We start from the raw sequence: 20,350 nt of genomic DNA on the forward strand, positions 1-20,350 counted from the left end.
GATGATTCAGTTTAACGAACAGGAAGTAGGCTCGTTGCGCCAGAAGGCCGCCGTCAACGGAAGCATCGTCAAAAAGCTGCTGGAGCGGGCCGAGCCTGTGCTAAAGTACGGGATTAAAATTCCGGACAAGGCGGTAGCGACCTGGGGGCTCTTTTATTATTGTCCGGAGCACTCGGTTCAGCTTGAGCTTAGGTATGAAGAAGGGCAGCAGCACTGGTGTGCGATTTGTGATAAAGCCTACCAAGGGGAACCCTACGACGGGGCTTGGTGGAGATATGTCAACGGCGTTAATGCGGACTCCTGCTACGATCTGGCGCTGCTCTGGATGTTGACAGGCGAGGAGCGTTATAGAAATATAGCTGAAGAAATTTTGATAAGGTATGCGACCTATTATCCAAGCTATGAGATACATGGAGGCATTCCATACAACAATCCGGGCAAGGCGAACGCACAAACGTTATGCGAAGCGATGTGGATCCGCAGCCTGGCGATGGGATACGACATCATTAAGGATACGTTATCGCAGGATAATAGGGAGCTCATCGAAAAAGACCTTTTTACCGTTTGCGCGGAGTTTCTGATGGTGTACAGAATGGATCAGATTCATAACCATGAAGTACTTGTCGGCGGCGGCCTCGGCATGCTGGGTGTGCTGCTTGGCAGGCCTGATTATCTGGAGTTTGCGCTTCATACCAAATACGGGCTTGCTTATCAGTTGGAGCATGCCGTGCTTCAGGACGACTTCTGGTTCGAAGGCACGTTTCACTATCATTACTTTGCGTTGGAAGCGTTTATGACGTTTGAAAAATTCGCCAGACATACGTCATACGGCTTGCTGCAGCGCCCCGAATACCGTAACATGCTGAAAATGCCGATGCGTCTTTTGCAGCCTGGTTTAAAGCTGCCTAAAGTAGGCGATGGCGTCGGTGATATTTTGCAAAAGCATTTGCCGGAATTTTACGAATTTGCTTTCGCCGTCTATGGAGACTGGGAGTTTGCCTGGATGCTGAACGTTTATTACCAGACTCACGAAAGAGATAACATGGAAGCCTTCTTATACGGAGCGGAGACGTTGCCGGAAACTCCCGCATATGAACTAAAGGACTACCATGACAACGAGGCATCCGGTTTTACGGTCATTAGGGGCTCCGGGCAAAAGTATTTGCTGATGAAGCACGGGAAGTATGGCGGGGAACACGACCATTATGACAAGCTGGGCATTCATTTTTCGGCTTTCGGCGAAGAGGTCGCGCCTGATTTGGGAACGACCGGTTATGGGGCCCTGCTTCACTACGATTATTACAAAAACACGGCCACCCACAATACGGTTGCGATTAACGGAGCCAACCAGCCGCCGGCCAATGGGAGAACGGTCAGGTACGAGCGGGAGACCGATCAGATTCTGCTTGAAGCAGAAGCGGTTTGGGACGGCTCGTTTCCCGGCATCGATTCGTTGACTCGGGTAGAATGGGACGAGACCGTTTATGATGGTGTTCAGATGCGACGGCTGATTTTGTGGCGCGACAGCTATTTTATTGAGGCTTTTCTAGTCAGGAATGCGGCTGGCCAAACGATCGATTGGATTCTTCATAGCCGAGGGGAACGTTGTGGTGAGACGCATGCGGCTCCCAAGGAGCAACAAGTGCCGCTAGACACAAACAAACCGCTCAAATATATTCGAGAAGTAGAGCGCTTCAAGTCCGAGGGTATTGTGCATACGAGATGGCAACATAATGGCTGTACCCTGAGTGTTTTTAGCTTCTGTGACTGTGAGAATCAAGTCATTTATGCGAACGGCCCAGATAATCCGTCAACTGGTGAGATTTCCTATTTGTTGAATAGGGTTGAAAAGTGTACTGACGTCCTATATGTTAATGTGTTTGAGGCATACGAAGATGATCAGCCCAATATTCTCGAAGTCGCAGCTGAGTCTCCCGACGCCCGGCACGTTAAAGTTGTGCTTACATGCAAAGATGGAATTAAGGAACATCAATTTGATATTGGGATTTCGTTTTAATTCAATTTTACTGAACCAATTAAAAACTTAAACAATTGAGGGTTGAAACGAAATGAGATTTACACAAAACGTTGAGCAGTGGGACATTTTCGAAATTGAATTGCAGGCTTCTCATACCTTCAAAAACCCATTCCGGGATGTGCACCTTTATGGGGAGTTTTTTAATGGGGAGGAGTGGAAGCGAATTACGGGCTTTCATGACGGGGGCACTACTTGGAAAATCCGGTATATGCCGGAATCGCAGGGGGAATATCGATTCAAACTGTTTTCGGATTATGCCGACTTTGAAGGACAGGAGGGTACATTCCATGTAGCAGCCCCTTCCCCGGGAAATCACGGCCCTATCCGAGTAACTGGTACACATTTTTGCTACGCAGACGGCACTCCATTTTTTGTTATGGGTACTACCGCATACGCCTGGACTTATCGTCCGGAAGAAATTCGGCGGCAGACATTGGACTCTTTCTCCAAGTATGGTTTTAATAAAATACGTATGCTCGTATTTCCGAAATACATGCGCGGTGGTGGCGAGGAGAACGAGATCAATATCTCATACGAGCCACCCGTATTCCCGTTTGAAGGCGAACCTAACTCTTTTGACTTTCAACGGCTTCGTCCTGAGTATTTCCAAAATTTTGAAGATCGAGTCATGGATCTATTAAAACTTGGGATTGAAGCTGACGTGATCCTGTTCCATCCTTACGATTGTTGGGGCATTGATCTAGGGATGCAATAGGATGATGAACTGCTCTATATAAACTATATAATCGCGCGGTTGTCTGCATATAGGAACGTTTGGTGGTCTCTGGCCAACGAGTTTGACGTTGATAAAACGCCGGAAGGTAAAACTCGTGTACGGATGGATCGTAAAAATTGGGATCTGTTCGGTGCGACAATCAAGGAGAATGACCCGCACAGTCACCCAATATCAATTCATAATATCCCGTTTGGTTTTATCTATCCTAACCGTGACTGGATGACTCACGTCAGCTATCAACATCCGGATACATACACACTAATTCTTGAATTGAAGAACAAATACATGAAACCGATCGTGAATGATGAATACCAGTACGAAGGAAACATAAAAGAAGAATGGGGCAGTAGTGACGGGGAAACGACTGTCCTTCGGCATTGGCTTTCGGTAATGGCCGGTGGATATGCAACACACGGTGAAGTTATCAATTATAACGGCAACGGAAAAGATCTATACTGGTCATATGGTGGCACATTGATAGGGAAGAGCGCACCTAGGCTCAAGTTCATGAAGCAGATAATAGAAACGTGTCGGTTCCAAAGCATGGAGAGGGATCCACTTAACACGGATGGGCATCACTATTTTACCTTACACCGGGATATGGACGAATACCTAATTTTTTGCCGTTATGATCTCCCTGGAAAAGGTCTGTGGTGCGGACCGTTCGACGGGACTGAGTCAGAGTATGACGTAATTGTATATGATGTTTGGAATTGCAAGGAAATTGAGCGGCTAACCGTCACTAATACTCGTACCCTACCTATCAATGCATGGACTGTTTATCACCTAAAGCGCAAATGATAAATCGCTGCTTCGTGGCTGCTGCAAAGGCCTATGGTTAACGCAATAATTGTAATGTGAATTGCTAATTATCATTAAATTAATAGATTCACAGGCCGAAACTATTTGATGGTGAATCAGTTAAATCCAACAGCACTCATGACTCATCGAAAACGTTTAGGCCTTAAAATTGCATGCCTTCGAAAGCTTTGAATGTTGTCGGACGACATAACATATGCGCTTTGAAATCCCCATTAAACGGGGATTTTTCATTTTTATGCACCATTGTTTGTGTAGTGATGTAGGGGCACAAATATAGGCATGGAATTAAGAGTTTAAGATCCATATTGTTCGGTGAAAATAAAGTGTTAGACTTTGAAATATTTCAGAATTGCTTGGCGAAATTAATGACACCATGTATATATTTAATTCGTTTCTCTCCCTAAAAGTATAAGAATTGGGTTAATGAAACAATTAATAATATCCCCAGAACTTTATAATTGGCTTGAAAACGTTGGTAGGTCTTGAAAAAGTAAAAAGGCTTCAGTGCCTCGCGATTATCTAGAAGTCGTTCCCCCAACCTCGAAGAATAACACTTCTTAATACAATGTGCTACTCATGCTACTCACACTATTCCTATGTTACTGTAAGAACGATCTTTCCTACATGACTTCCGGCTTCAAGGTAACGGTGAGCATCGATAATGTCTTCGAATGTGAACGTTCTGTCGATTACAGGTGTGAGGTTACCGGAATCGAGGCCATTGCGGATGAAATTGACTGCCATATTACGTCGGTTATTGTCGCCAGTAATCTCCACCATGTCGAACCCACGGATAGTAAGCTGTTTAAACAGAACCTCACCGACGTCCAAAGGTGTTGGGTCTTGGTGAAGGCGGCCGTAGAGCACGATCGTTGCGCGGCGAGCAGCCACTTTGATCAGGTCAGCTAGCACTGGGCCACCGACGGGGTCGAAAATCACCTCGGCACCTTTACCATCGGTCAGTTCGCCAACTCGTTCCAGGAGATCCTCTTCGTTCGTTGCGATGACCTCAGCGGCACCAGCGGTTAACAATGCCTCTCGTTTCGCCGTGGTACGGGTTAGGGCAATCGGACGTGCTCCGATCATGTTTGCAATCTGGATTGCTGCAAGTCCGACACTGCTAGAGGCTGCAGTGATGAGTACTGTGTCGCCTTGGCTGAGACCACCGCAATCAATCAGTCCGCCGTATGCGGTAATGAACATCATCCAAACTGAGGCTGCTTCTATAAATGACAAATTATCTGGGTGAGCGATGACGGCATAGGCGGGAGCTAGAACATACTCACCGTGTAGTGGATATTCAGTCGCCGGGAAAGAAGGCACTACGCTTACCGCATCACCCACAGTAAAACCAGTTACCCCATCTCCTATCAACTCGACTACCCCTGCGGCCTCTAATCCAATTCCTGACGGGAAGACAGGCTTCGCAGCGTGCTCCCCTGAACGAAACATCGACTCGGCTCGATTCAAGCCAAGTGCATGAGTTCGGATCAGCACCTCTCCCTTTCTTGGGGAAGGGACAGGTATTTCTTCAAGCGCAAGCACCTCTGGATCGCCGGTTTGACGAAAGCGGACAACTCGGTTCATCGTATATCCTCCTCGATAATAGTCTTTGCGATACGCAATTCATTTACAACGTAAATTTGTAGAGGGGAAACACTTTTTTTATTTAATGCAACTGCTAATGTTAAGTTATTAATCAAAACAAATCACTTCATTTTTTATTCCTTGTATATATATGTTAACAAAATAAACTGACATTAAACATAAGATAAACACGGTATATTAATGTGATCTCTTATAAAAACATCTTTTTTTGTAGGTTTAAAATTGAATGTATAAGTTGCATCTTACGACATTTTAGAACACTGTAAATTCAATCGTATTCATTTTGATCGTCATTGTATAATACTTTTCAAGGAAGTACGTTGTAACGATGTGGCTTTGGAATAGTGTGATTTATCTATAAGTCTAATTAGCCGGAAAGTTATAATTTAAGTTTTAGGCTCTTAATAAAGAATTTTTTTTAAGTTAGCTTTCTATTACCTCGTTTGAAGGTGTTAAGGGTTTGTGATCAATCGGTGATGACAAAGTGATTAAGGTGGTAAAATTTCCATACACTATACTTTCATTTTCGAATTCTTCGAGCTCTTTCGTAGACTCGACCATAACCTTTAATAAAAAATTGTAATTACCGCTAATCCGATAACACTCTACTACTTCAGGTGAATTCTTGCAATATTCGACGAAATCCTCATACTTATTTGTCCGAAACAGTACGAATGCCACTATAGTTTTCCCGATTTTCTCGTGCGAGATAAGTGTTCTATATCCTTTTATTACGCCTTGTTCTTCTAATTTTCTTATTCTTTCAGTTGCTGCAGGTTGAGATAATCCTATAAGTTTACCTAATTAAGTCATCGTCAAACGGGCATCTTCTTGTAAATGCAGCAATATTTCTTTATCTGTACTATCCATAAATACTCCTCATTCCATATTATTTTAACGATTCTAATGACCTAGAATGCACACATTAGTATGTACACCTTAGCATATGATTTAAGTTTTCCAACAAAAAGTCAATAAAAAGTGTTGGACATGATTGCCGTAGATATATTTGATGAAAGAAATTAGCTATAACTGGAGAAGTATCCTAAATATTTGCTCAGAGATTTGCAGGTAGAAGTGGCTAACTATAGAAGTCGGCGACATCGAGCTTTACCAACACCATAAGCAAAAAGAAAACTCGTCCAGTAAACACAAGGGACAGACGAAGATCACGAAAAGGGGGAACTGCAGTTGGCGTTGTCGCCAACGTATTGAAAAAAGATGATATCCAAACGATGTTGGACAAAGCTGTAGAAGCATTCGGAAGCGTCGTTATTCTCGTGAACCGGCAACACGACAATAATGCGGGACTGCCTTTTTTTGGATTCTTATTATTGAAGGTGTTAAAATCTAAGCAAAGGCTTTAAGGAGGGGAGCATTCATGAAAAATAATAAACAAATATTATTGGACACAGCTCTTTCGCTTTTTCTCGAACAAGGATTCGCGAATACAACGATTCAAAAGGTTTTAGATAAGTCAGGTGTATCTAAAGGGACATTTTATAAATTTTTCAGTTCTAGAAACGACTGTATGGTCGCAATTTTAGAACAGCACTTGAAAGAGGATTTCATCATTCGGAAAAATCTTGAGAACAATGACTATGCCTCTGACTTTGACTTGTTGGTGGATCAAATCGCAGTACCCATGACTTTGCCAGAAAAAGAACGTGTATGGGAGTTATTCTGGACTGGATTTTACTCCGGAGAAATTGATTCAACAAACCTTGCAAGAATGCAGTTAAAGTGGTTGTCTGAACGATTGGTTCAATTATATGGTGAAGAGATAAGTCCTTTTGCTTATGAAGGGGCGATTTTTTGTTACGGACTGCTGCATCAAATCGCGAATACATGGAGAAATTTTCATCATCGACGGCCGGATTGGAAAGAAGTCGTACCCAAAGTCTTGATATATGTTGATGTCTTGCTGAAAACGATGAGTGAAAGACAAGAGCATATTTTTGATTTTCATACCTTATCGATCATTAACTCTAGTGACAACTATAGGAGTTTGGACAAAAAAACGCTTGTTGAGGAACTGCACCAATTCAACAGTTCCGTTCAGAAATCAAAAGTACCAACAAAAACCAAAGATATGGCAAAGGGGCTTCTTTATTTATTGGATCAAGCCGAGTTGAATATTTCTCTGATAGAAGTAGTTTTAAAAGCGTTTCAAAAGGAACTTGAATCAAACGAATTCAGTTCGGAGGCGAGAAGGATTGCGAAAGAATGTTGGTGGTTTATAGAGCAAATAAAACAAAGATAGATGAATAGATCTATGATCATCCGAAAAGTCTGGCAGCGATGCAAGGCTTTTTTTGTCTGATTTTGAAGTTAAATATACGAGTAGTATAGTAATAATTACCGTATTTATAGGGTGTTTAATTTAGTTCTTGCGAATTATTGATATAAATTATACTTGTAGTATAAAATTTAAAATGCCAGAAGATTTCCAATTTCAAAAGGAGGAAATGCTACATTGAATGGCCCCGCTTTTTTGTTTTAAATATATGAATATGGAGGTGCCCATCCTGTATGAGCAAAGAAATTATAGCCATCCAAGAAATTACAAAGTTTCAAACAAGATCCGAAGAGTTTTTTCCGCTAGACTGGTACAAAAATATGTTGTTGAACGACCCGGTATATTATCATAAAGAAACAGATGCTTGGAATGTTTTCAGGTACGATGATGTCAAGCAGGTACTCAGCAACCATGAACTATTTTCAAGTGATGGACCAAGAACAACGATCCTTGTTGGAGCGAAAAATAAAGAAGGGACGATCCCGGATAAGGTAAGTATTTCTAGCATGGATCCACCACGGCATCAAAAATACCGCTCCCTTTTGTCGGCAGCTTTTACACCTCGCAGCTTACATAATTGGGAACCACGGATTCAACAAATTGCAAAACAACTTGTAGAAGACATGGAGGCGAGTACGACTGTCGATATTGTCCAGGCGCTAGCAGGACCATTACCCTCTTTGGCAATGTCCGACTTACTGGGTGTCCCCTCCGAAGATAGCTATCTGTTTAAAAACTGGGTAGATGTTCTATTCCAACCGTATAACAAAGAAAATGAGCAGGAAGTTGAATATAAAAAGCAGTGTGCTGCCAAAGAGTATTACCAATACCTGCATCCGATTGTGATTCATAAACGATCAAATCTCTCTGATGATATTATTTCGGATTTATTAAAAGTCGAGATTGATGGGGAAAGTTTTACGGACGATGAGGTCGTTCGAACAACTATGCTTTTATTAGGGGCAGGGATCGAAACAACAAGTCACATGCTTTCAAGTACGTTTTATTCACTCCTTTACGATGATAAGACTTTATATGAACAGTTGAGAAACGACTTGGAACTTGTTCCGAAAGCAGTGGAGGAAATGCTTCGTTACCGGTTCCATGTCGCTAAAAGGCATCGAACGGTTAAACAGGACAACAATAAATTGGGTGTTGAACTAAAAAAGGGGGATGTTGTTATTGCCTGGATGAGCGCAGCCAATATGGATGAAAGCATGTTTGAGAATCCGTACGAGCTCAATATTCATCGACATAACAATAAGAAACATGTAACGTTCGGAAATGGCCCTCATTTTTGTCTGGGCGCACCCCTTGCAAGATTGGAATTGAATATAGCCCTGACGGCTTTCCTCCAAAAATTTTCAAGTATTGAACCAGTGGAGTCATTTGACTTGGAGAATAATTTGGCTGCTTCTGCTCCTGGCCAATCATTGATTCGTCTCCCGCTCAAAATATATAAATAGTCTTAAAACAGTAAATTTTAATAATAGTCCCATTCTCAACAGCAGGTATTCTAAAGGTCATTGCCATTTGGTACGGATCTTCAGCTTTGATTGGTGCGATCGTGGCATGGCTTCGTAAGGAAATGCAGTTTACGCCTGTTTATCTTGCCAAGCAATTTATTTTACGCGTTCTTATTGAAAAAATAGATGGATAGAGTGAAAGGCCTGCTGAGGAGGAACTTCTAGCAGGTCTTTTTGTATGCAATAAGTCGTAAAAATGTTAGTCAAGTAGTCGTCATACTGTTAGTTGGCTTGAATGCATTGCAATAAAATGAGTATGAGAACTAGATATCGTGAATAAGGAGGAATTTCAGCTATGACACTTCACTTTCCCGTTGGTTTCTTATGGGGAGCATCGACCGCTGCGCATCAGGTAGAAGGCAATAATACCAATTCCGATTTTTGGCTGATGGAAAATCTGGAGGGATCCACATTCAAGGAGCCTTCAGTCAGCGCCGTAGACCATTATCGCCTCTACAGGGAAGATATTGCTCGTTTAGCCGAACTGGGCTTGAATACTTATCGGTTCTCCATCGAGTGGGCCCGAATTGAACCGGTAGAGGGGCGTTTCGACGAAGCAGCCATCGATCATTACCGGGATGTTCTGAAGTCCTGCAAAGAATGGAACGTAGTGCCTGTCGTGACCCTGCATCACTTCACTTCGCCGCAATGGCTCATTCGTGCGGGAGGCTGGGAATCGGCGGAGACACCTGCTCGATTTGCCCGCTACTGCGCTCATGTCATGCGCGAATTGGGCGAACTGATTCCTTATGTATGTACGATCAATGAAGCGAATTCCTCCATTGCTATCGCAAAAATCATTAAACGCTTCAAATTAGGGGCAACCGCTGCACAAGTTGGACTCAATATGGATAAGATGGCCTCAATGGAAAAGTACTATACGCAATTGAGCAAGGCTTTCGGCATTCCACACACCGAAGTTCACCCCTTCCTGGCCTTGCGTACGGAGAAAGGGATGGAAATCATTTTTCAGGCGCATATGGAAGCGAGAGCCGCAATCCGGGAGGTTAGCCCACATACTCAAATCGGCTTGACTTTGTCTCTCTACGACGTTCAGAGTGTCACGGGCGGGGAAGAGCAGGCGGCACATGCCCTGGAGGAGGAATTCCTTCAATTTATTTCATATGTAAAAGACGATGATTTCTTTGGCTTGCAGAATTATTCGCGTGCGGTATACGGACCAGATGGCCTTATGCCGATGCCGGAAGATTCAGAGAAGACTCAGATGGGTTATGAATTCTATCCGGAAGCACTAGAGTCAGTAATCCGTTACGTTTCAAAACATCTGGACTTGCCTATCCTTATCACCGAGAACGGAGTGGCGACGGACGACGATACACGCCGCATCGCCTTTATCGATCGGGCCTTAAAGGGTGTGCATGTCTGTGTCGCTGACGGGATTCCGGTTAAGGGATACATGCATTGGTCACTGATGGATAACTTTGAATGGCAGCTCGGTTTCTCCAAACGATTCGGTCTTATCGAAGTAGACCGCACGACAATGAAGCGGACGTCAAAGCCCAGTGCCTTTCATCTTGGAAACATCGCCAGTAAGAATGCAATAACTGAGTAATTCTCAACCACACTATGGAGGCTAATCTATATGAGCGGGATTTGAATAGAACAAAGTCGTGAAAGTGCTATTCGTAATGTTGTATAGATTATAGCTTGCATCATGAGATTCTTATTATCATTATCTTTAGTAATTAAGTAACATGTAACGTTCGGAAATGCTCATTTTTGTCTGGGCGCACCCCTTGCAAGATTGGAATTGAATATAGCCCTGACAGTTTTTCTCCAAAAAATTTCAAGTATTGAACCAGTGGAGTCATTTGACTTGGAGAATAATTTGGCTGCTTCTGCTCCTAGCCAAAATTCGTCTCCCGCTCTCAACAGCAGGTATTCTAAAGGTCATTGCCATTTGGTACGGATCTTCAGCCTTGATTGGTACGATCGTGGATCTCATTGAAAAAATAGATGGATAGAGTGAAAGGCCTGCTGATTAGGAATCTCTAGCAGGTCTTTTTGAATAAGTCGTATAGAGGAATTTCAGCTATGACACTTTACTTTCCAGATGGTTTCTTATGGGGAGCATCGACCGCAGCTCATCAGGTAGAAGGCAATAATACCAATTCCGATTTTTGGCTGATGGAAAATCTGGAGGGATCCACGTTCAAGGAGCCTTCAGGTAGTGCCGTAAACCATTATCGCCTCTATAGGGAAGATTTTGAACCGGAAAAGGGGCGTTTCGATCTCAAAAATCAATAAGCGCTCTCAATTCCGGAAAGAGCGAAGACTTAATTAAAGCAGAGATCGTTGATAAGCCCGGCCTAGTTTGCCCGGATGCCGATCATCCTATCAAATTTTCAGTTATAGGTGGAGAAATTGTTGGGGTCGGAAATGGAAATCCTAGCAGCCATGAACCTGATACTGCTGATAGTAGAAAAAGCTATTAAAGGCCTGGCAATGGTCATTATTCGTAAATTGAACAACAATATAACGATAAAAGCGGAATCTCAAGATTTGGAGCTCTTCAGCGGTAACTATTAAAAAAGGAGTCAAGTCAATGAAAAAACAAGTATTTAATCCCTATCTTCCGAGCTATGAATACATACCGGACGGAGAACCGCGCGTATTTGGCGACCGCCTTTACATTTTCGGCAGTCATGACCGTTTTAACGGGAACGACTACTGCCTAAACGACTATGTCAGCTGGTCTACTCCCGTGGACGATCTTTCCGCCTGGCTATATGAGGGTGTGATTTACCGCAAAGATCAACATCCCCACAAAGATGGCAAACTTGATCTGTATGCGCCTGATGTTGTGCAGGGTCCGGATGGACGCTACTACCTTTATTATTCGAGAGCTGATTCTAGTATCATATCCGTGGCTTCGTGTGATACTCCCGCTGGCAAGTACGAATATTATGGTGATGTAAAGGACGCGACTGGCCATGTAATGGGATCAGCCGAGGGTGACTATTACCAGTTTGATCCAGCCGTTCTTGTTGACGACAATAACCGCATCTATTTGTATTCCGGTTTCAACTCTTATACCAAAAAGGAGGAGTTATTTGGACGTAAGCTAGTAGGTGCATTTGTGATGGAGCTTGAGTCAGATATGGTGACATTGAAAGCAGGGCCAACCATCATTATGGCTCCGAATCGGAATGACACAGGTGGCAATGACTTCTTCGAGGGAGCATCAATCCGAAAATTCAACGGCTTGTACTACTTTATTTATAACGCTATTAATATATCAGGCTTGCATTACTGTACTAGCCATTACCCAGATCGGGATTTTGTATATCGTGGCTGCCTGCACTCATCATCGGATATCGGTATAAATGGACACACGAGGAGAAATCCAGCGTATCCCTTGGGCAATACCCACGGTAGCATTGTGTGCGTAAACGGAAAGTACTACATATTTGATCACCGGCAGACCAACCGTCACCTCTATTCCCGTCAGGGAGTTGCCGAGCAAATAAACATTCAGGAGGACGGAAGTATCAGCCAGGCGGAATGCACGAGCTGTGGTTTGAACGACGGCCCTCTGCGAGGTATAGGCGAATATCCCGCTTACATTGCCTGTAACCTGATTAGCAGCCCGCTGGAAGGAGCCTATTTAACCCAGGAGGGCGAAGATCGGGAAGATAATCCCAACCAATATCTAGCCAATATGATCAGTGGCGATATGGTTGGGTATAAATACTTCGTTTTTGGCAGTGTGGGTCAAATTTCGGTTAAGCTGCGTGGCAAAGCGGTCGGCAAGTTACGTGTATTGCTTGACGAAACAGGAGGACAGGTTGCTTCTTTTGAATTGAATTTCAGTGAAGATGAGTGGAATGATTTTTCCAGCGAGCTTAGCATTACTCCAGGCGTACATCCGCTATTTTTTGTCTATGAAGGAATCGGTTCGTTCGATATGATGTCGTTCACGATTTAAAAAAACTTGGATCAGTGATGCGATCAAATAATAAAGTCTATAGCCGGTTCTTCAAGAAGACCTGACTATAGACTTTATTACGGATAAGGATTCTCGCTAAAAAGTCAGCAAATAGATAACTCGCCAACAGGGAACTTGATATAGAACAAGCAGCATCCCTAACTACACTACAGACAGGGGTGAAAGTGAAGAATACAAAGGCCCAATACAAGAAACACTGGTTATACAGTAGAATGTTGGAAATACTATAATCAATGGTTGTTTGATGGCTATTCTTTACTAAGGTGGCGAAAAAGGTGCTTTTAAGGACGTTGGGAATAAGGGACGACATTCCCCTTACAGCCCTTTGGTTTATCATTCCTGCTGTAATTTTCGTAATTCTAATTATTTTCATTTTATGGAGAAAAAAGGATCTCAAGCTATGGGAGTTATATTTATGTTTGAACGCATCTTCACTTTGGTTGGAACATGTAGCTTTTATCTTCCTGAATAGCTATGAATACTATCCAGGTATATTAAAAAATTCATATTCCGACAACGCTCTGGGGGCTTATTTTTCCCAATCATACTACGTTACTTCGGTAGCTTTGTTGATCGCTGCATATAATCTCGGTTACCGTTGGATTTTGATTTTTTCCGCGATGTTTGTGGGCATTGAGTACCTCTTTCTAGCCTTAGGCATTTACAAGCTCAACTGGTGGCATCCGGGTTATACTGGCATCGGGCTGATCATCTATTTTTTAATTTCAAAAAAATGGTATCATTATTTATTGAAATTTCAGCCTTCCTCCCAATTTATTCGATGGGGCACGTTGTTCAGCATAAATTATGGCAACTATACACTCATTATATCTTATCCCACACTATTGGAGGCTTATCAGCTTGTTGGCATGTGGTTTGATAATCCTGCGAGAGATACATTAGCTGTACTTATTGTTACATTGTTAATACGGTGTGCTATTATTACTACGGCTTGCTTTTACAGACTCCATTGGATCATTCTGGCTTTCGTTCCCATTTTGTTTTTGGTAAGCTATCTTGTTTTGATAAAGATTGACATCCTTATCTATAAGTCATTTTGGGTTGTAGTTTTATTTTCAGCATCGGATATCGTGGTTCTGCTCTTTGGTTATTATTTTAATCGGGGGTTATTAAAGCCCAAGGTTTGTGGCAACTAAATTCTCTATAAATATGACACCACACAGTGGCTCATCAAATCCAGAAGTGAAGGTAGTGATCGTTTCACAGCATTGGAAGCCGTCCTGCCCTGGGATTAGCTCGTTGCATCCATCGAAGAGGCTGGCGCTTCCATCGACTACGATTCTTTGGACTTGCTGATACACTATGGCCTTTGTTGTAACGGAACCGATACTTGATTGAAATTCGGCAATACCAAAGGTCGCACAAGTCCTTAAATGAAACGCAGCCACACTTTGTTTTAATCGGAGAGAGAAAAACTAAACAAACTTATTTTTCTATGAATGACTGTAAGAGGGCAAGAACATATATCTATAAAGATCCACGCGCAGTGCGGTTATATTAATATTAAGGATGTAAGTTCTTGTCTTTTTCGCTAGACTAGAACTTATATCCTTTACCTAACCTATGGGAGCTGCATAACTTTTATCCTAAAACACCACATCCGTCTATGTCTCAATCGTTATCTTTCAGAAATTAACTTCAATGAATTAAATACTAATAAAAAGCCTGGTTCAGTTTTCTCTTAGGTATTCGCTCTGACGTTTTTATATATTTCTTATTGATAAGTGTTCCTTATTGTTTTGCTGTGAGTTCATCTTGACTGGGTTTTATGCTAAATAAAGGTAAGAGCACTGCAAGAAGACAGGTACCAGAAATACTAAAGTACAAAAGTTGAGGTGAAAATTTCATTAGAATAGAAGCCAGTGGCGGACCAGCAGCAATGCCAATAAACCTCATAGAGCTGTAAATGGATATAATTGTACCACGCTCCGCTTTTTCAATTCCTTCCGTAATCAACGAATCTAACACTATCATTACTTTGCTTTGGAAGCGTTTATGACGTTTGAAAAATTCGCCAGACATACGCCATACTGGGCGGCAACATTCGGATTGACCCCGAGAAAATGAAAGCAGTCGAAGCGGCCCACGGTCCGGCGGAAAATATGGCTCCATTTTTAGTTTATTTAGCCACGGAGGAAGCAACATACATTAACGGAGCCGTATTCTCGGTAACCGGTGATGCTCGAGTTACCCTCTACACAGAGCCTGTGGAGGCGACACGATAAAGAAAAACGATGGCCCATGGACTATAGATGAACTGATCGATATAGTTCCAAAGACACACTGATAAGTCGCTAATATGAGGGTGTCCTAAAAACATGTCTTCTGAAGATATAGGTTACTATAACAACAAACACGGAGCCTCGCAGCGGGCTCCGTTTTCGATTTCCTATGACACATGTTGTGTATGTGTTTTTGAGAAGTATTTTGGATACTACTGTGTTTGTTGTTGGTGCTGAGTCTGGTGGGCTTGATGCTGCTGTGAATGTTGACCATGATGCTGACCATGATGCGGTTGCATATGATGGGCATGAGGATGCAGAGGATGCTGCATATGGTGATGCTGCATATGATGATGGTGCGGATAGTAAGCAAGGTGATGCATGGGATGATAGGCAAGATGATGGATGGGATGGTATGCAAGATGATGCATAGGATGATAAGCATGATGATGGTGCGGATGTGGTACATGATGGTGTGGATGAGGTACATAATGATGATGCGGATGGTAAACATGTTGAGGGTTGGCATGGCTACTATGCTGCTGATGTTGCTGCGCAGGATGGTAGACACCAGGGTTTGACATAGGTTGTTGATAGATGGGTAGATTATCTCCAGTCCAGGTTGGCGCTTGCCCGCCAGGAAGATGTGTCTCCATTCTTGCTTCAGTAGGATTAATCGGGAGGTTTACCTCTACGGATGAATTGCTTTGTGTCATGTTCGTTCCCCTTTCGGTGTAGGCATACGTCATCCTATGCAAGAGTTAGAAAATAGGGCACATGTCTATAAAAAAAACGGGCTCATCTGTTGGGATCTTCTACAATTTCCAGCTATTTTGAACATAGATCCATTCCCCTACTTTCGCAATCAGGGGTTGCCTCCGTGCATTATTTTGAAAGCGCGCAAAGTAGGAAAAGTCCGGATGAACATAACGATCTGTTCGAAATGCAGATAGGGTGCTGCCAGGCATTCTGTGTTTATTCAGGACCGTAATCACTTCTTCCTCGGAAGCGATTCCGAGGCCATATCCATGTCCATAATAATGCCCATTTTCCATCATGACGACGTTTTCCCCTTTTCCCCAAGGCATGGAAGGTTCAAACTCAGGGTTCTCGAAATAGATGACATCACCAGTCACGGCTTCCTCAATAACTGTCTGGTCGATGAGGTGCAAGTTGCGGTTGGATTGCCAATCAAACAATAATAGATTCGAAAACAAGAGATCGAACTGCTTGGGATCTATGGACTCTAATATGGCTTTATACAGGACTACGATGACGGCCATGGAACATTCGAATGCATAAGAGGTCCCGTTTGTGAAGATATCCCTTATCGCATCTTGCGGGGCTACCCAGGGTTTCAATTGAAACCTTCCCTCATTCGTAATGTGCCAATAGGTTGAATTGCATTGAGAGTTTTTGAAATCAGCAAAATAGACGCCGCTTTTACTCAGCGCTCTGGAGGACTCCGCGATTTGGGTTCGCATATATAATTCAAATAACAGGGTGCCAACTGAATCATACTGATATACAAACGGGCTGTACTGCTTTTTGAGATGAATAGGAAGTTCTAACTCAGAAAGCGTATCTTCTCCAAAGGCTACTTTGTTGGTACCTTCGATTACGATCATGGACTTCTCCCCATTTTTAAAAAATCAGTAAGCGTGTTTCACCTATTTTTATGTGGAATTTAGATGTTATGTGCTGATAAATCCACCATTCTAGAATATTTATAATTTTTTCAATGATAGCGTTTACTTTATAATTAAGCCATCATAGGAAGAGCGCTTATGATAGAATTCGATAAGAAAAAGGGAGGATACAGAATGAATAAAAAGATAGGGCTTGGTCAGACATCGCTTGCCGCGCTGCTTGTAGTAAGTGCTGTTGCATTGGCAGGTTGTTCCACGACGGATAATGCCAGCAATAGTGCGGCTCCGAAGTCGTCGTCAGCAGTGACAACGAGTGAAAAGCATGATCCGGTAACATTGAAATATACACTTTGGGGAAGTCCGCAAGAGAAGAAAGCGATGGAAGATGCAACGAAGAAGTTTAAGGAGAAATACCCTTGGATTACGGTCAATACGGTACATATTCCGGAAGCCGATTACGATACGAAGATTACAGCCATGGTAGCAGCGAATGAGACACCGGATGCTGGGTACATACATGGAGAGCTAGGGGAAGCTTGGCAAAAAGAAGACAAATTCATTAATTTTAACGATATGTTTGCTCAGGATAAAGATGTGAAGAAATCTGATTTCCTAGACTATATTTGGTTCAATGGCACGAAGCCGAATTATACGTGGGGAATCAGTGGAGCTGGAGAGACATTTGCTTTATTTTACAATAAAGATCTATTCAAAACGGCAGGTGTGGAAGCGCCTCCAGCGAAGGCGGAGAATGCTTGGACATGGGATCAATTCGTGGAGAATGCGAAGAAGCTGACGCTTGACAAAAATGGTAAAAATGCTTCTGAAGCGGGCTTTGATCCTGCGAATATTAAGCAATTTGGTGTTTCTTTTGAGAATTGGTATGGTCCAATTATGACGCATGTTATTAACAATGGCGGCGATATCGTATCCCCAGACGGGAAAACCTTTGCCTTAGATAAGCCGGAAGCTGTGGAAGCGATTCAACGGCTTGCAGATTTAATTAATGTGTATCACGTTGCACCGAATCCCGTTCAAGCCAAATCGATTCCTTCCCAGGCCGTTGCTTTGCAATCCAAGCTTGCGGCTATGACCATGCACGGACAATGGATCAATCTGGATCTTGGCGCTGCGAAGGTAAACTACGGGATAGGTGCCTTGCCTAAAATGAAACGAAGTGTCGCAATGGGAATTAGCGGTGCGAATGTGATGTTTAAATCAACGAAGCATCCACAAGAAACATGGATGTTAACGAAATTTCTAGCGGATCCAGCAGGTGCACTTGATCTGTATAAAGGCGGCCTGTGGATGCCTACGTTGAAGAAATGGTACACAGAACCTGCGCTTGTATCCCAATGGGCGGAGAACAATCCTGCACATCCTGACGGCTTTAAAGATGCTTTCATGAACAACCTGTTAAATAATAATGTCCCTGCACCTGTTTACTATATGCAAAACTTCGGGAAAATCAGTTCTTTGGCTTTCAGCGCTTTAGACCCTGTCTGGATGGGAAAACAAACAGCAGCACAAGCCATGAAGGATTTGGCACCTAAGATTCAGCCGGAAATTCAAGGGAATTACGGCAAATAAGCGCTAACTCACGAAGCGGGCAACGAGGTTCTCACTTCTTGCCCGCATCATGGTTACAGAGAAAGAAGGTTGGATACAGGATGGAATTAACGCAGGAACTAGCTGGAACCCGTTTGATGAAACGGCAACGTATGAAAAAAAGAGGACGTATGGAAGTCCTCTATGGTCTATTGTTTGCATCCCCAGTTCTCATTGGCTTCCTAGTGTTTGTGTTGGGGCCTATTGTGATTACATTTGTACTAGGATTCACGAAATACAGTATTGTGGGGAAACCGAAATTTGTGGGCTTTGATAACTATGCCCGCATGTTTACGGGAGCCGATGTCTTCTTCTTTGCGGCTGTTAAAAGCACGTTATATTACGTGATGGTAAGCGTTCCATTGGGGATTATCGTTTCATTTAGTATCGCGTTATTGTTGAATAGTAAAATTAAAGGCATGGGCTTCTTCCGGGCTGTATTTTATCTACCCGTCATTATTCCGCTTGCGGCCTCTTCCATGATCTGGATGTGGATGCTGCAGCCTGACTTTGGGATTGTCAATTATGTACTGCGAGAGCTGCACTTACCGACGTCCAAGTGGTTATCCTCCGATGTTTCTGTCATACCAACCCTTATCTTATTCAGCTTATGGATGACAGGAAATTCGATGGTCATTTTTCTCGCAGGACTTCAAAATATTCCTTCTCACCTCTATGAAGCGATTGAGGTGGATGGCGGACATACGGGGCATAAGCTTTGGTATATTACGATTCCAATGAGTTCATCCATTATTCTGTTTAATACGGTCATTGGGTTTGTTAATGCCTTTCAAACGTTTGTCCAACCCGCCGTTATGACACAGGGAGGACCCAATAATGCGAGTTATCTCTTCGTCTACTATTTATTTAAGGAAGGGTTTCAGTTCTCCAAATTCGGTAGTGCTAGCGCGGCAGCCTTTCTGTTATTCTTAATCATTATGCTTTGTACGGCGATTTTCTTTAAAATATCCAATAGCATGGTCTACTATGAAGGGCAGGAGAAAGGGAAATGAGTACGAAACGTAACTTACAATTGCTGAGTATCTACGTACTGTTGGCTGTATTCAGTATGATCTTTCTATTTCCCTTTTATTGGATGGTCAAGACCTCGATGGTAGGCATAAGTGGACTATTCCAGGTACCGCCGCAATTTCTACCGGACAGCTTCAACATCGACAATTTTATTGAAGCGTTGACGAGTCATCCGTTTGGTCAATATTTTAAAAATAGTGCGATAGTGACGGCCCTTTCTGTGGTAGGTGTGTTATTTTCAAGTAGTGTATGCGCGTATAGTTTCTCGAGAATTCATTGGGCCGGAAGGGATCGGATTTTCGGAATCTTATTAACTGGCTTGATGCTACCCTTCTTTGTTGTCATGATTCCGCAATTCCTGGGTTGGAAATTCCTTAATTTAACGGATACACTTGTCCCCCTTATTGCTCCATCCTGGTTTGGCGGCGGCATGTTTAATATCTTTTTATTGCGACAGTTTTTCCTATCTATTCCGAAAGAACTGGATGAAGCTGCGAAGATAGACGGGGCTGGGCACTTTCGAATCTATCGCAATATCATTCTTCCCCTCAGTCAGCAGTCATTAATTGTGGTGGGGATGTTAACCTTTTTGACCAGTTGGAATGACTATTTGGGTCCGATGGTCTTCGTAACTTCCGAAAAAAACTACACCTTAATGCTTGGTTTAACCTTGTTCCAAGGCACGTATTCGGCGCAGTGGCATCTGATGATGGCGGCTACTTCCATTGTTGTATTGCCTTCACTGATCGTTTTCCTTATTGGTCAAAAATATTTTGTGGAAGGAATTGCCATGACAGGTGTGAAAGGATAACTGAACAT

Annotated in this window: 19 protein-coding genes and 3 pseudogenes; 17 read left to right on the plus strand and 5 right to left on the minus strand. The window is 42.9% G+C overall.

Features of this window, described 5'->3' with window-relative positions:
* Position 1 precedes the first annotated feature (1 nt).
* Positions 2-2,017, plus strand: coding sequence for a heparinase II/III domain-containing protein (locus tag AC58P7_RS08505; RefSeq protein WP_497341744.1), 2,016 nt, complete (start codon positions 2-4; stop codon positions 2,015-2,017).
* 52 nt (positions 2,018-2,069) lie between these two features.
* Positions 2,070-3,575 (plus strand): annotated as a pseudogene (locus AC58P7_RS08510) (apiosidase-like domain-containing protein).
* Between the two features lie 615 nt (positions 3,576-4,190).
* Here AC58P7_RS08510 and AC58P7_RS08515 read toward each other — a convergent pair.
* The 3 genes and pseudogenes from AC58P7_RS08515 to AC58P7_RS08525 form a co-directional block, all read right to left on the minus strand.
* Entirely contained in the window at positions 4,191-5,183 is a 993-nt protein-coding gene (locus AC58P7_RS08515) for a zinc-dependent alcohol dehydrogenase family protein (protein ID WP_497341746.1), read from the minus strand.
* 444 nt (positions 5,184-5,627) lie between these two features.
* Positions 5,628-5,885: an Lrp/AsnC family transcriptional regulator gene (locus tag AC58P7_RS08520; protein WP_497342049.1), complete on the minus strand. Its 258-nt coding sequence runs from the start codon at positions 5,883-5,885 to the stop codon at positions 5,628-5,630.
* A gap of 57 nt (positions 5,886-5,942) precedes the next feature.
* Positions 5,943-6,074, minus strand: a pseudogene (locus AC58P7_RS08525) (Lrp/AsnC family transcriptional regulator); the annotation flags it as partial.
* Between the two features lie 341 nt (positions 6,075-6,415).
* Between AC58P7_RS08525 and AC58P7_RS08530 the strand changes: the two are divergent.
* The 10 genes and pseudogenes from AC58P7_RS08530 to AC58P7_RS08575 all read left to right on the plus strand — a co-directional run bounded on the left by AC58P7_RS08530 (position 6,416) and on the right by AC58P7_RS08575 (position 14,156).
* Complete coding sequence (locus tag AC58P7_RS08530) at positions 6,416-6,571, plus strand: hypothetical protein (protein WP_497341748.1); 156 nt, start codon at positions 6,416-6,418, stop codon at positions 6,569-6,571.
* A gap of 14 nt (positions 6,572-6,585) precedes the next feature.
* Positions 6,586-7,467 (plus strand): TetR/AcrR family transcriptional regulator, encoded by an 882-nt coding sequence (locus AC58P7_RS08535; protein WP_497341750.1) that lies wholly within the window; start codon positions 6,586-6,588, stop codon positions 7,465-7,467.
* A gap of 269 nt (positions 7,468-7,736) precedes the next feature.
* Positions 7,737-8,969: a cytochrome P450 gene (locus AC58P7_RS08540; RefSeq protein WP_497341752.1), complete on the plus strand. Its 1,233-nt coding sequence runs from the start codon at positions 7,737-7,739 to the stop codon at positions 8,967-8,969.
* A gap of 355 nt (positions 8,970-9,324) precedes the next feature.
* Positions 9,325-10,602 (plus strand): glycoside hydrolase family 1 protein, encoded by a 1,278-nt coding sequence (locus AC58P7_RS08545; protein WP_497341754.1) that lies wholly within the window; start codon positions 9,325-9,327, stop codon positions 10,600-10,602.
* 141 nt (positions 10,603-10,743) lie between these two features.
* Positions 10,744-10,998: pseudogene (locus AC58P7_RS08550) on the plus strand (hypothetical protein); the annotation flags it as partial.
* 86 nt (positions 10,999-11,084) lie between these two features.
* Positions 11,085-11,297: a family 1 glycosylhydrolase gene (locus AC58P7_RS08555; protein WP_497341756.1), complete on the plus strand. Its 213-nt coding sequence runs from the start codon at positions 11,085-11,087 to the stop codon at positions 11,295-11,297.
* Between the two features lie 44 nt (positions 11,298-11,341).
* Positions 11,342-11,485 (plus strand): hypothetical protein, encoded by a 144-nt coding sequence (locus AC58P7_RS08560; RefSeq protein WP_497342051.1) that lies wholly within the window; start codon positions 11,342-11,344, stop codon positions 11,483-11,485.
* Positions 11,418-11,579: a hypothetical protein gene (locus tag AC58P7_RS08565; RefSeq protein WP_497341758.1), complete on the plus strand. Its 162-nt coding sequence runs from the start codon at positions 11,418-11,420 to the stop codon at positions 11,577-11,579. The genes AC58P7_RS08560 and AC58P7_RS08565 overlap by 68 nt, the downstream gene beginning before the upstream one ends.
* A 16-nt stretch (positions 11,580-11,595) precedes the next feature.
* Positions 11,596-12,978: a family 43 glycosylhydrolase gene (locus tag AC58P7_RS08570; RefSeq protein ID WP_497341760.1), complete on the plus strand. Its 1,383-nt coding sequence runs from the start codon at positions 11,596-11,598 to the stop codon at positions 12,976-12,978.
* 284 nt (positions 12,979-13,262) lie between these two features.
* Positions 13,263-14,156 (plus strand): hypothetical protein, encoded by an 894-nt coding sequence (locus AC58P7_RS08575; RefSeq protein WP_497341762.1) that lies wholly within the window; start codon positions 13,263-13,265, stop codon positions 14,154-14,156.
* Between the two features lie 595 nt (positions 14,157-14,751).
* Here the strand turns inward: AC58P7_RS08575 and AC58P7_RS08580 are convergent.
* Positions 14,752-15,042, minus strand: a complete 291-nt coding sequence (locus AC58P7_RS08580) for an MFS transporter (protein WP_497341764.1) — start codon at positions 15,040-15,042, stop codon at positions 14,752-14,754.
* A gap of 41 nt (positions 15,043-15,083) precedes the next feature.
* Here AC58P7_RS08580 and AC58P7_RS08585 point away from each other — a divergent pair, with 41 nt between their 5' ends.
* Complete coding sequence (locus tag AC58P7_RS08585) at positions 15,084-15,245, plus strand: hypothetical protein (RefSeq protein WP_497341766.1); 162 nt, start codon at positions 15,084-15,086, stop codon at positions 15,243-15,245.
* Between the two features lie 166 nt (positions 15,246-15,411).
* Positions 15,412-15,675, plus strand: coding sequence for a hypothetical protein (locus AC58P7_RS08590; protein WP_497341768.1), 264 nt, complete (start codon positions 15,412-15,414; stop codon positions 15,673-15,675).
* A gap of 382 nt (positions 15,676-16,057) precedes the next feature.
* On the opposite strand, the gene tgl is transcribed toward AC58P7_RS08590, so the two are convergent.
* A complete protein-coding gene (gene tgl, locus AC58P7_RS08595) occupies positions 16,058-16,870 on the minus strand; it encodes a spore coat transglutaminase TGL (RefSeq protein WP_497341770.1) in 813 nt (270 codons plus the stop codon).
* Between the two features lie 195 nt (positions 16,871-17,065).
* Here tgl and AC58P7_RS08600 point away from each other — a divergent pair, with 195 nt between their 5' ends.
* The 3 genes from AC58P7_RS08600 to AC58P7_RS08610 all read left to right on the plus strand — a co-directional run bounded on the left by AC58P7_RS08600 (position 17,066) and on the right by AC58P7_RS08610 (position 20,342).
* Positions 17,066-18,481 (plus strand): ABC transporter substrate-binding protein, encoded by a 1,416-nt coding sequence (locus AC58P7_RS08600; RefSeq protein WP_497341772.1) that lies wholly within the window; start codon positions 17,066-17,068, stop codon positions 18,479-18,481.
* Positions 18,482-18,690: 209 nt separating this feature from the next.
* Positions 18,691-19,512, plus strand: a complete 822-nt coding sequence (locus AC58P7_RS08605; protein WP_497341774.1) for a carbohydrate ABC transporter permease — start codon at positions 18,691-18,693, stop codon at positions 19,510-19,512.
* The gene (locus tag AC58P7_RS08610; protein WP_497341776.1) at positions 19,509-20,342 is read left to right on the plus strand and encodes a carbohydrate ABC transporter permease; all 834 of its coding nucleotides are present in this window, start codon (positions 19,509-19,511) and stop codon (positions 20,340-20,342) included. Before AC58P7_RS08605 ends, AC58P7_RS08610 begins: the two co-directional genes overlap by 4 nt.
* Positions 20,343-20,350 lie beyond the last annotated feature (8 nt).

The organism is Paenibacillus sp. J22FR5 (genome assembly GCF_059691975.1).

Excerpts from the sequence above, each read along its gene's own strand:
- AC58P7_RS08505 (WP_497341744.1), top strand. The coding sequence starts at position 2 with ATGATTCAGTTTAACGAACAGGAAGTAGGCTCGTTGCGCCAGAAGGCC.
- AC58P7_RS08515 (WP_497341746.1), bottom strand. The coding sequence starts at position 5,183 with ATGAACCGAGTTGTCCGCTTTCGTCAAACCGGCGATCCAGAGGTGCTT.
- AC58P7_RS08535 (WP_497341750.1), top strand. The coding sequence starts at position 6,586 with ATGAAAAATAATAAACAAATATTATTGGACACAGCTCTTTCGCTTTTT.
- AC58P7_RS08540 (WP_497341752.1), top strand. The coding sequence starts at position 7,737 with ATGAGCAAAGAAATTATAGCCATCCAAGAAATTACAAAGTTTCAAACA.
- AC58P7_RS08545 (WP_497341754.1), top strand. The coding sequence starts at position 9,325 with ATGACACTTCACTTTCCCGTTGGTTTCTTATGGGGAGCATCGACCGCT.
- AC58P7_RS08555 (WP_497341756.1), top strand. The coding sequence starts at position 11,085 with ATGACACTTTACTTTCCAGATGGTTTCTTATGGGGAGCATCGACCGCA.
- AC58P7_RS08570 (WP_497341760.1), top strand. The coding sequence starts at position 11,596 with ATGAAAAAACAAGTATTTAATCCCTATCTTCCGAGCTATGAATACATA.
- AC58P7_RS08580 (WP_497341764.1), bottom strand. The coding sequence starts at position 15,042 with ATGTCTGGCGAATTTTTCAAACGTCATAAACGCTTCCAAAGCAAAGTA.
- AC58P7_RS08585 (WP_497341766.1), top strand. The coding sequence starts at position 15,084 with ATGAAAGCAGTCGAAGCGGCCCACGGTCCGGCGGAAAATATGGCTCCA.
- AC58P7_RS08590 (WP_497341768.1), top strand. The coding sequence starts at position 15,412 with ATGACACATGTTGTGTATGTGTTTTTGAGAAGTATTTTGGATACTACT.
- tgl (WP_497341770.1), bottom strand. The coding sequence starts at position 16,870 with ATGATCGTAATCGAAGGTACCAACAAAGTAGCCTTTGGAGAAGATACG.
- AC58P7_RS08600 (WP_497341772.1), top strand. The coding sequence starts at position 17,066 with ATGAATAAAAAGATAGGGCTTGGTCAGACATCGCTTGCCGCGCTGCTT.
- AC58P7_RS08610 (WP_497341776.1), top strand. The coding sequence starts at position 19,509 with ATGAGTACGAAACGTAACTTACAATTGCTGAGTATCTACGTACTGTTG.